Source organism: Teichococcus vastitatis, assembly GCF_003604215.1.
Taxonomy (GTDB): Bacteria; Pseudomonadota; Alphaproteobacteria; order Acetobacterales; family Acetobacteraceae; genus Pseudoroseomonas; species Pseudoroseomonas vastitatis.
In genome coordinates this window covers 19,708-29,708 of the sequence record NZ_QXGS01000033.1, presented here as the reverse complement: position 1 = coordinate 29,708, position 10,001 = coordinate 19,708, and the positions used below count along the sequence as shown (strand labels likewise).

Genomic DNA, 10,001 nt, shown 5'->3' with positions numbered 1-10,001 from the left:
TCCAACTCCCCCAGGGCAATCACACCGCTGTAGGAACCGTGTTAGCAGACAGCCAACTTTGCCAGCCTAGAAAAAAACACGCGTTGCGCTTGCCGTCGTCGCCACGGGGCGGTTCCCGGTGAAGGCCGTGGCCGACACGCTCGGCGTCGCCAGATCCAACCTGGCCGACCAGCTCCGGCGCCCCGGCCGGCCGCGGCGTGGCCCCTACCGCCGCGCCGAGGACGAGGCCGTGCTGGCCGAGATCCGCGCCATCACCGACGCCCGCCCCACCTATGGCTATCGCCGCGTCACCGCCCTGCTGAACCGGGCCAGGCGCAGCTCCGGCGAGCCTCCACTCAATCACAAGCGCATCTTCCGGCTGATGCGCCTCTCTTCAATGCTGCTTCAGCCCCATACCGGCAGGCGGCCGGTCCGCGCCCACGAGGGCACCGTCATCGCGCCCGCCTCCAATCAGCGCTGGGCTTCCGATGGCCTTGAGATCCCCTGCTGGAACGGCGGGGCCGTCCGCCTCGCCTTCGCCATCGATACCCATGACCGCGAGATCATCGCCTGGGTCGCCACCTCCGGCGGCGGCATCTCCGGCGAGATGATCCGCGACATGGTTGAACGTATACGTTCAACGGACTGCGTCGAGCGCCGGTTCGACGCCATCCGCGCCCCGCAGCCCGTCCAGTGGCTCGCCGACAACGGCTCTGCTACACCGCCGCGGACACGACCGACTTCGCCGCCGCGCTGAACCTCGTTCCATGCTTCACGCCTGTCCGCAGCCCTGAAAGCAACGGCGTCTGCGAGGCCTTCGTCAAAACCCTCAAGCGCGATTATGCCCGCGTGAACCCCCGGCCGGACGCCATCTCCGTCCTCCAGCAGATCCCCGCCTGGTTCGAGGACTACAACACCATCCACCCTCACTCCGGCTTGCGCATGCGCTCGCCGCGTGAGTTCATCGCTGAGCAGTCAGCCAACCACGCCGCATGTCCGGTTTGATAGGGGCCACTCCACGAGAACGGCCCCTCGTTGGATCGCCACTGGCTTCTCGGCCGGTGTAGAGGGGGGCAAGCAAAACCATCCGCCCGGCCGGAGAAATCCGCCGGGCGGTTCGCGTTCGGGTGCTTCAGATTCGGATTGCTCCCGCCGCCATGCCTGTTCTGCGCCTGCTGCTCGTCTCTGCCGTCCTCCTGCTGTTCTCATTCCCTGCCCTGGCTGCGGAGTTGCGCGGCGAGGTGGTGGGCATCAGCGATGGCGACACCCTGACCCTGCTGACGCCCGACAAGCGGCAGGCGCGGGTGCGGCTGGCGGAGATCGATGCCCCGGAAAGCCGCCAGCCCTGGGGCAGCCGGGCGCAGCAGGCGCTGTCCGCGTTGGTGTTCCGTAAAGCCGTGGTGGTGGCGGTGCAGGACACCGACCGCTACGGCCGGACGGTGGGTACGGTGTGGGTCGGCCGGCTCAACGCCAATGCCGAGATGATCCGGCAGGGTCATGCCTGGGTATACCGGCAGTACCTCCGCGACCGCTCACTGCTGGCCTTGGAAGACGAGGTGCGGCAGGCGAGCGCGGGCTGTGGCCGCTGCCGGAGGCGGAGCGGGTGCCGCCCTGGCCTGACGCCGGCAGCAGCACTCTGGACAGCCGGTGCTGTTGCTCAGACCGCGGGCATTCGCAGCCCTCGGCATAGCAGGCTTCAGCTGCGGCAAGCGCTATTACTGCGAGATGAGCAGCTGCTCCGAGGCACACTTTCACCTGCATCAATGCAGGCTGATTCGGCTGGATTGGGAATCACGACGGTGTCCCTGCGAGAGCCTCTGTTGCTAAGTGAAGACCCAGTTGGTGAAGGCTGCATCCAATTCGAAGCGAGCGTAGAAACGCTGTAGATCCGGCTGTTCAAGGTTGGGCAGCATGCTAGATCAACGGGTAAATTTGGATTCGCGGCCGGCCCGGGCCCCTCGTTGAGGGGGAGGCTGGTCCTCCGCTATGGCGGTCATATGGGAATCGACAAGGAGGAGGCTGCCTGAGCAGGTGCTGCAGGGTTGCTACCGCCTCGAAGAAACCGCTGAGTCGGGCATAAGGAAGCATCGCCCCTTCGCTCGGAACACCCGCCGCTGCATCGACAGAGTAGCGCATGTTAGGTACCCGGATCTCCCGCTGCTCGTGCTCAGCTCACCGCATCACACGATAATGGCTACCTGCTTCCAGAGCCGCAACTGGCACGTCAAATTCTCATGGTCAGCTTAACGGCCATTTGTCATTCAAAACAACCCGAGATAGCATTGTGGCTAAGACGGTCGGGAAATGGCTCTTGTCTGAACAAGCCTTGTTCGAGCGGTTGTTTTGGTACCGGGAGCGCCTTGGCCCCGCACCCTACGAGAACATGCTTTCGGAAGCGTTGGCCGCTGCATTGAACCGCATGCCGCGCAAGGAGATGGCGCAGTTTGTTGCCGACCTTTTCTTACCTAGTGATGCTCACCTTGCATGGGCTAATCTAACTAAGAGTTCTAGATCACTGCGGTGGGAAACAGAAGTCTGGACTGACGGGAAGAGAGCAGATCTAGTTCTCAAGGCAGAGGCGACACCTGTTCTTGTCGTCGAGAATAAAGTTAATGCTCCGCTGCGTGATCATAGTCGCTCTGGATTGCGGGCTAAACGACAGCAGGATGGCTCACGCTCGGCGCTGCCTGTAGATAACAACGGGGAAGAACACTCCGCGCTTCAGGCAGCAGTTGACAATGATCTCGCGGAGAAGCAGGAGATCGAAGCGCGATCTCAGCTCCATACCTACGGTAACTGGCTGCACCAGCAAGTTTCAGCCTCTCAGCTCGTGCCCAGATGGAAAGGGGCCATTGTCTTTCTGACGCACGCGAGCCCTCCTCCTGAAGATTTTGGGGGAGCTATCCCAGGTCCTTATGGCGTTCTTTGGCAGCGCACCTGTCGCTGGCGGCAAGTGGCCGCTTGGCTGGAAAAAGCCCATGCTGCCACTTGGTTGGATCAAGAGAATGGGCTGAAGCAGGGGGATCAACGTCCAGGCTGGGCAGTGCTGGCGCAGGAAATCGCAGGCTTTTTGAAAGGAAGAAAGATGGCGTCCGATGGTCTAACTCATGCTGACCTCAACATGTTTGAAAGCTACTTCTCCGGGTATGAAACTCGCCTAGAGAGCACGTTCGGGATGGTGCGAGAACGCATCGAGGCTGAAGTTCAAGGCATCAAATTCAAAAATACTGATACACAAATCATAGACGCACTTAGAGCTGTTTGGGGCTATGGATACCTGACGCCGCCGCACGCGCCGAGCAAGAAGGCAGAGCGCTATCTTTGTTGGGGGATCTGCTACCCTGACAAGGAGTCAGACTGGAACAAGGTTGAAGCCCCCCTTTCTGGCTGGCCACACGCTTTTGTCGCACTCGCTTTCGAAAAAACTGAGTTTCCAATCTGGACGAGAGAGACTGAAGCTTTTCTTCCGGATGGGTGGCGTATTGTGAAAGGAGGAAGTGATATCTACTGCTATTCTTCCAAGCTTCTGCATGAGTTTCCGAGCGAAACTGAGGCTCTCTTCAAACAGTTCAGTGATTGGGCTGCCCTTCGGGTTCGGGAGATCGAACCGCTTCTTCGGGAGATAGCCAAGACCTGATTTACTTAGCTGCACCTTGATAATCTGACTGAGGAAGTGCCTGTCAGCCTTGCTGACCACGGGCTGGAATCAGGTGGAGACCTCGAAGTACCTACCGCGGCGCAGCCTTCGCGCGCAGGATGGTCGCCTCAGATCGCGACGCGCCCTTGCTGATGGGGCTGGGTGATCGGCTCAGGGCGGCCGGTGCCGCTCTTTGTGGAAGCAGTGGGGTTAAGCGGGCGCAGTTCGGGTGCTGAGCCAGGCAAGGCGGGTGAAGTTGTACGCCAAGTTAGCCATGCCGATCTTCACCTGGGCCCGCGCCAGGCCGATGGTGCGCACGAACAGCGCCATACGGTGCTTCTGGGCGGCAAAAACATTTTCGATGCCGGAGTGGATCCGGGGGCGTGATGCATTGGCTGTAGACGCCGGTAATACTGGATCTCCCGCACTTTCCGTGCTGCTGCTTCGACCTCATGAGGCGCAGAGAACGCGGGCACGAAGGAGCTCAAAGCCGGCGCGACCGTACATGGTGCGTTTGATCATCTTGAGCCGGTAATCTGGCCCTCAACGGGACTGGTGGTCCAGGGCAGTTCCAGTGCGGCGCGCACCGCAGCGATGTCCTTGCGCAACTCGGCGACAAAGCTTGTGAGGGGGCTGGCGGCAGCCTCATCCAGCGCCTCCTCAAGCCTGTCATCCGCTTTCCGCCGCAGCAGACGGGCAAGGCGCTTGGCGGCGGCGGCAGTGGCCTGCAGTGCTGGCACCTCCAGCAAGCGCGCGGCGAATATGCGGTCGGTGTCGGACAATAGCTCGCCGCCTGCCATGAGAAGACGCGTGGTGCGGCGGAGCGTCGGCGGTTGCCAGATCTGCCCCTTGGCTGCTCTCGGCAGGGATGCTGCGGGATCTCGCCTGCGCTGCTCGGTGGCCCAGGCCCGGACGGTCGAGGGGCGGCGGGGAAGCCGGCGCTGGCCAGTTCCCGCCACAGCCGGACAGCATTGTGGCAGCCCTCCGCCCAGCGCCGCTCCAGGGTAGCGCGGTGGCGATCCAGGATGCTGCCCCGCCGTGCCTTGCACCAACTTGGGGCGGCCCTGGCCTGCAGCCAGTGACGGAGCGTCTTGCGATCGGCGCCCAGCTGGCGCGACATGTCGCTGATCGAAACGCCGACTGCGTGCACGTGGGCGGCTTTCTCGTAGCGGACCTGCCGCCTCGCCCATCCTGCCTCTTGGCGCTGCTGGGCCGCCGAGGGCTTGGCTTGGCGAGGAACAGCCGCCGCCGCCTTGATGGCGCAGTCGGCTGCCACCTCTCGTCCAATCCGTCGGAGCATGGCGTGGTGCCGCTCCACCACCGCCTAGACGACATCGCCGAGATTACGGAGCAGGTGCCAGCGGTCGGCGACCTGCACGGCACCCGGCGCGCCCTGGCGAGCGCCATCCGCGTAGGTGCTGGCACGGTCGCGGGCGACGATCTCCACGCCGGGGTGCTGCCTCAGCCAGTGGCTCAGGGTCTCGGCCTGGCGATCTGGCAGGAGATCAAGCACCCGGTTGCGCTGTAGGTCGACGAGGATGCTGCCGTACCGGTGGCCGCGGCGCCAAGCCCAGTCATCGACCCCGAGAACACGTGGAGGCGGCCCGGGCTCTGGCGGCGGACTACTCCGACAGGCCATGCGGAGCAGCGTGTCAGCACTGACGGGAATGGCCAGTCTCGCCGCGAGCCGCGCGCCGGCCTCACCGCCCAGGGCGAGGCCGAGATGCCGCTGCAGATCGGCCAGCCGAAGGGTGCGACGTGCCCCACCTGCGGCGCCCTCTGCCAGGCGCTCGACAAAGGTCTGGCGCCGACACTCCTGATTGCGACAGCGCAGGCGGCGCGCCTGGATCCGCAAGGTCACCGGGCGACCCTGCCAGGGCAGATCCTGCAGATGGCGGTCATACCGACTGTGCACCACCGCCGAAGGGGCGCCGCAGTCCGGGCAGGCCACTGCCCTGTCCCGGGGCGCGACCACAATGACGAGGCCGCCCGGCGCCGGCAGGATCTGCCGGACCAGCAACCCCGCCGGGATCAGGGGCAGCAGACGCTTGAGCATGACAGGTCTCACAAGGTAAGCGCTGCCTGGAGGCCCTATGCGGCAGCGCTTGACGACTGGATGTCGGTTTTGGCCCAGCACCATGGCATGAGTTCGTCGATGCGGCTGTTGGGCCAGCCGTTGACGAGCCGGGTCAGCAGGTCGGTGAAATAGCGCTGCGGATCGACGCCGTTCAGTTTGCAGGTTTCCACCAGGGAGGCGACGGCGGCCCATCTTGCACCACCATCGTCGCCGCTGGCGAACAACGCGTTCTTGCGGCTGAGACAGATGGGGCGGATCGCCCGCTCCACGGTGTTGTTGTCGACCTCGATACGGCCGTCGTCGAGGAACTGCTCCAGCCCTTTTTGGTGGTTCAGCGCGTAGCGGATCGCCTCCGCCGTCGGGCTGCCCTGCGGCAGGCGTCCGAGTTGCTCCTCGAGCCAGGCGAACAGATCGGCCACAAGGGCCCGACTACGGACCTGGCGCACCGCCAGGCGCGCCGCGGCGGAACGGCCACGGATCTCCGCCTCGATGGCGTAGAGGGCGGCGATCCGCTGCAGGACCTCGGCGGCGATCGGCGCCGCGCCGCCCTTGGCCAGGTCAAAGAACCCGCACCGCACATGCGCCCAGCAGAACGCCAGTGTCACATCCCCGCCGGTGACCAGCGCCTTGTAGGCAGCGTAGCCGTCGCACTGGACGATGCCGCGGTAGCCCGCCAGCAGCGCCTTGGCGTGCTCCTGCCCGCGGCCCGGTGCGTAGCGGAACACCACGGCCGGGGGATCCGTGCCGCCCCAGGGCCGGTCGTTGCGCGCCAGGGCCCAGGCATACCCCTTCTTCACCTTGCCGCGCCCGGGATCGAGCACCGGCAGGGTGGTCTCATCAGCAAACAGCCGGGGCGAGGCGAGCAGGATCTCGCGGAGACGGCGCACCACCGGCCGGATCTCCTGGGCGGCAGTGCCCAGCCAGTCGGCCAGCACCTCCCGTCCCAGCGTCAGCCCCTGCCGCGCCAGCATCTGCTGGCGGTAGAGTGGCAGGTGGTCGGCATAGCGGGCCACCAGCACCTGGGCGACGGTGGCCTCGGTCGGCAGCCCGCCGGGCACCAGCCGCTCTGGAGCGGGCGCCTGCAGCACCACGCCGGGACAGGCGCGGCAGGCCAGCTTGGGGCGCCTGGTGACCAGCACCCGGAACTGGGCTGGCAGCACGTCGAGCCGCTCGGCGCTGTCGGCACCGATCTCCACCAGCGGCCCGTCGCAACAGGGGCAGGTCTCCCGCTCGGGCAGCAGCACCTGCTCGATGCGCGGCAACTGGCCGCGGCTGCCACGGCGGCGCTTCGCCTGCTGCTCTTTCAGACCCTTCGAGCGCTGGCCCGCCTCGGCCTCGCTGGCCGCCAGCGTGGCCTCGATCTCCTCGAACGCGAACAGCATCTGGTCTTCCGGCAGCCGCTCCGACTTCTGCCCGAACTGCCGCCGCTTCAGCTTCAGCAACAGGTGGTGCAGCTGCTCGTTCCGGACTGCCAGCGCGTCGCGCTCGGCCACGGCGGCATCGCGCTGCTCCAGCGCCGCCAGCAACAGCGCGCGCAGCGCGGCGGGATCCTCCGGCAGGCTCGGCATGATGTCCGCGGCGCCCATCACGCCCGCGAGTCTATGCAGGCACGCTCGGCGTAGGAATCCGTTTCGTGCTCTGCACCCGCGTCCAGTCGATGCCGTCGAACAGCGCGGCAAACTCCACCGGCGTCAGCCGCACCGCGCCGTCGACAATGGGCGGCCAACGGAACGGACCGCCCTCCAACTGCTTGCTGATCAGCACCAGGCCACTGCCGTCCCAGAGCACGATCTTGATCCGGTCGGCGCGCTTGGCCCGGAACACCAGCACCGCTCCCGAGAATGGATCGGCGCTCAACACCTCGGCCGCCAGAGCCGCCAAGGCATGCGCGCCCTTGCGGAAATCCACCGGTCGGCTGGCCAGCAGCACGCGCGCACCGGCTGGCAGCGTGATCACGCTGCCGAAGCCCGCAGCGCGCGGAGCACCATCACCAACAGGACCGGATCGGTGCCTGGTGCTACCCGCACCAGCGTCCCAGCCACCTGGATCTCGATGCAGGGCGATGGAGTGGACTCCTGCGGCGCCATACCGGGCTCCGCCACGATCGGCACGAACGAGGGCGCCACACTGTGCCGCATCTCCCGCCGCCAGGTGAACACCTGCTGTGAGCAGACCTGCCAGCGACGCGCCACCTCGGCGATGACGGCGCCGGGTGCGAGCGTCTCCGCGACGATCTGCGCCTTGGCCTCCTCCGACCACCGGCGACGGCGTCCAGGGCCCGTCAGCACCTCTACCCGGCGATATCCGCGGCCACCCGCGTCGTCATTAACGTCGACCATAATGTCGGCTCGAAGCTCCCCACCTGAAGGCGAGGCACCACAGCACCGGCACGATTGGGAAGAAGGGTGTTCAGGCCGCGCTTACCTCACAAGTGAGGCGACGGCGCCTCATCTGCGTCCCAGGCGCTGTGCCTGCCAGCCAGCAGCACGGGAAATGCGGGAGAACCAGTATTCAACCGGCGTCTACACGCGCCGGCGGCCAGGCGTCAGGGCTTTTTTGCCAGCACCTCCTGCAGCATGGCCTTGTCCAGGCTGAGGTCGGCCACAAGGCGTTTCAGCTTGATGTTCTCTTCCTGGAGCTGCCGCAGCTGCCGCAACTCCGAGGGACCCAGACCGGCGTATTTCTGTTTCCAGCGGAAGAAGGTGGCCTCTGACACGCCCATCTTGCGGCAGACCCCGGCCACCGCCGTACCCAACTCCGCCTGCTTCAACGCGAAGGCAATCTGCTCTTCCGTGGAGTGGCTCTTCCGCATCAGCCCAGCCTCCGTTCAGGTCAACAATCCTGCCGGAAAACTCTCAGAATAGGCGGACCAGTTTCCAGGTTTAAGGTCAAGGTCAGTTAAAGTCAGGTTTAGCCTGCCTCCTGGATCCATTATGGCTCCCAGGACAGAGACACTCGCAAGTTTGACGCCTGCTCCACTGCCAATCTCGGGACAATGGCCAGGAAGGCGCGGCGCATTTCCGGAGCTCGTGCGTTTCCGAGCACGCGAGCCCTATTCCAGCTGCAGGTGTGAGGCAGCGGTGCTGATTTGCTGAGAGGCTCAAGCGGGAGCAGAGCCTGCACCGTCACCGGCTGGCCACGGCGGACCTCATAGGCATGGCGCTCCCGTATGTAGCTGTTCGTGTCGTACCCGCTCATCGTCGAGAAGGGCCGGTTGCAATCAGTCGAGAGCCGCGTCGAAACATGCGATGTGGCCGTGCCCGCTTGGTCGAGCACGTCGAGGACGAGAAAGGGGCCAGCGCCTAATTCTACGCCGTTGAGCCGGCTGCGCATCTGCGTCCCTACGACGTCGTAGAAGCCCAAGCCGACTAGTGCCCAGTCGCGGTTTGGCGTCTCAAGCTGTGCCGCCGTCACCTCCGAAATCGCGAAACCGCGGCAGGACATCGACCGTATTCCGGGCCCATAAGGGCCGAAATCGAAGCTCCCGCTCCTGGCCTGCAGGCTACACAGCGCAAGGTTGACGTTCTGAGAGCCCGTGACTTCCACCTCGCCCGCAACCTCCTGCATGAGGCGCAGACCCCGCTGCACATAGTCGGGCTTCACGCCGAAGGCGGCCTGGGCGGTGATCAGCACCATATTTGGATCGGAGGGCAGCGGCGCAATTTGCAAGTTGTCGAGCCTAATCTCGACGTTGGTAATCAGCTCGGCAAGATACTGCGCAAGGAGTTCCCGTCCGGACTCGTCGCGCGTTGTCTGGGTTCGCAGGCTTGCCGCAATGCTGTCTGGGTCAATCGGAATGAGCGGCATCCGAGCCTCGCGCATCGCCTCGATGAGACGGTTTACCACCACCTCCGCCCGGATGCGCACGCGCTCCTCGCCAGCCTGGTGCCAGCTGCGTAGGGTAATCACGCGCTCGACGAAGCCGTTGGACTGCGCCACTACCCGGTCGTGGAAGATGGAGCGGACAGCCGTGCCGTCGGTCGTGAGCTCGAGCCGTCTGTCGGATTGGATATAGACGCCGGCAGCCTCTTCCAGCGCCGCCTGGACGGCGGCGGCGCGCGCCGCTTCGGCAGTCGGGCCGCTCCCTTCCGCCTCCAAGGTGCGGCGCCGCGGATCCGCATGCTGTCCGCCGAGCGAAGGTACGACCACCGTCGTCTGCCCGCCACTCTGGGCCAGTGCGCCTTGCGGCGCCAAGGTGGCACCCCACACGGCTGCGCCAGCGAGGAAGGCTGCAAGGCGGCAGCGGTACGCAGTGCCTAGCCAGGAAATCGCCATAAAACTCTCCGAGAATGGGGAGGAGGGGCAAGG

10 protein-coding genes and 2 pseudogenes are annotated in these 10,001 nt (G+C 65.2%); 4 read left to right on the top strand and 8 right to left on the bottom strand.

What is annotated here, in order from left to right; genetic code table 11:
- Window positions 1-127: 127 nt before the first annotated feature.
- The 4 genes from D2K64_RS19645 (at window position 128) to D2K64_RS24590 (ending at window position 3,616) form a co-directional block, all read left to right on the top strand.
- Window positions 128-736: an IS3 family transposase gene (locus tag D2K64_RS19645; protein ID WP_157985967.1), complete on the top strand. Its 609-nt coding sequence runs from the start codon at window positions 128-130 to the stop codon at window positions 734-736.
- Complete coding sequence (locus D2K64_RS26280; RefSeq protein ID WP_157985966.1) at window positions 673-984, top strand: integrase core domain-containing protein; 312 nt, start codon at window positions 673-675, stop codon at window positions 982-984. Before D2K64_RS19645 ends, D2K64_RS26280 begins: the two co-directional genes overlap by 64 nt.
- Before the next feature lie 152 nt (window positions 985-1,136).
- Window positions 1,137-1,865 (top strand): thermonuclease family protein, encoded by a 729-nt coding sequence (locus tag D2K64_RS19635; protein ID WP_238384311.1) that lies wholly within the window; start codon window positions 1,137-1,139, stop codon window positions 1,863-1,865.
- 425 nt (window positions 1,866-2,290) lie between these two features.
- Window positions 2,291-3,616, top strand: coding sequence for a hypothetical protein (locus D2K64_RS24590; protein ID WP_157985965.1), 1,326 nt, complete (start codon window positions 2,291-2,293; stop codon window positions 3,614-3,616).
- Window positions 3,617-3,826: 210 nt separating this feature from the next.
- On the opposite strand, the pseudogene D2K64_RS25630 reads toward D2K64_RS24590, so the two are convergent.
- The 8 genes and pseudogenes from D2K64_RS25630 to D2K64_RS19600 form a co-directional block, all read right to left on the bottom strand.
- Window positions 3,827-3,976 (bottom strand): annotated as a pseudogene (locus tag D2K64_RS25630) (IS5/IS1182 family transposase); the annotation flags it as partial.
- 158 nt (window positions 3,977-4,134) lie between these two features.
- Window positions 4,135-4,398, bottom strand: a complete 264-nt coding sequence (locus tag D2K64_RS25625; RefSeq protein WP_238384313.1) for a hypothetical protein — start codon at window positions 4,396-4,398, stop codon at window positions 4,135-4,137.
- A 542-nt stretch (window positions 4,399-4,940) separates the two neighbouring features.
- Window positions 4,941-5,672, bottom strand: a complete 732-nt coding sequence (locus D2K64_RS19625) for an ISL3 family transposase (protein ID WP_157985964.1) — start codon at window positions 5,670-5,672, stop codon at window positions 4,941-4,943.
- 35 nt (window positions 5,673-5,707) lie between these two features.
- Window positions 5,708-7,279: an IS66 family transposase gene (tnpC, locus tag D2K64_RS19620; protein ID WP_120010077.1), complete on the bottom strand. Its 1,572-nt coding sequence runs from the start codon at window positions 7,277-7,279 to the stop codon at window positions 5,708-5,710.
- Window positions 7,280-7,292: 13 nt separating this feature from the next.
- Window positions 7,293-7,622, bottom strand: a complete 330-nt coding sequence (gene tnpB, locus D2K64_RS19615) for an IS66 family insertion sequence element accessory protein TnpB (RefSeq protein ID WP_238384310.1) — start codon at window positions 7,620-7,622, stop codon at window positions 7,293-7,295.
- Between the two features lie 23 nt (window positions 7,623-7,645).
- Window positions 7,646-8,032, bottom strand: coding sequence for an IS66-like element accessory protein TnpA (gene tnpA / locus D2K64_RS19610; protein ID WP_120010075.1), 387 nt, complete (start codon window positions 8,030-8,032; stop codon window positions 7,646-7,648).
- Between the two features lie 212 nt (window positions 8,033-8,244).
- Window positions 8,245-8,505 (bottom strand): annotated as a pseudogene (locus D2K64_RS19605) (transposase); the annotation flags it as partial.
- A 119-nt stretch (window positions 8,506-8,624) separates the two neighbouring features.
- Window positions 8,625-9,968, bottom strand: coding sequence for a hypothetical protein (locus D2K64_RS19600; protein WP_120010074.1), 1,344 nt, complete (start codon window positions 9,966-9,968; stop codon window positions 8,625-8,627).
- Between the last annotated feature and the right edge of the window lie 33 nt (window positions 9,969-10,001).

Coding starts and splice junctions, on each gene's coding strand:
- D2K64_RS19635 (WP_238384311.1), top strand. CDS start 1,137: ATGCCTGTTCTGCGCCTGCTGCTCGTCTCTGCCGTCCTCCTGCTGTTC.
- D2K64_RS19625 (WP_157985964.1), bottom strand. CDS start 5,672: ATGCTCAAGCGTCTGCTGCCCCTGATCCCGGCGGGGTTGCTGGTCCGG.
- tnpC (WP_120010077.1), bottom strand. CDS start 7,279: ATGGGCGCCGCGGACATCATGCCGAGCCTGCCGGAGGATCCCGCCGCG.
- tnpA (WP_120010075.1), bottom strand. CDS start 8,032: ATGGTCGACGTTAATGACGACGCGGGTGGCCGCGGATATCGCCGGGTA.
- D2K64_RS19600 (WP_120010074.1), bottom strand. CDS start 9,968: ATGGCGATTTCCTGGCTAGGCACTGCGTACCGCTGCCGCCTTGCAGCC.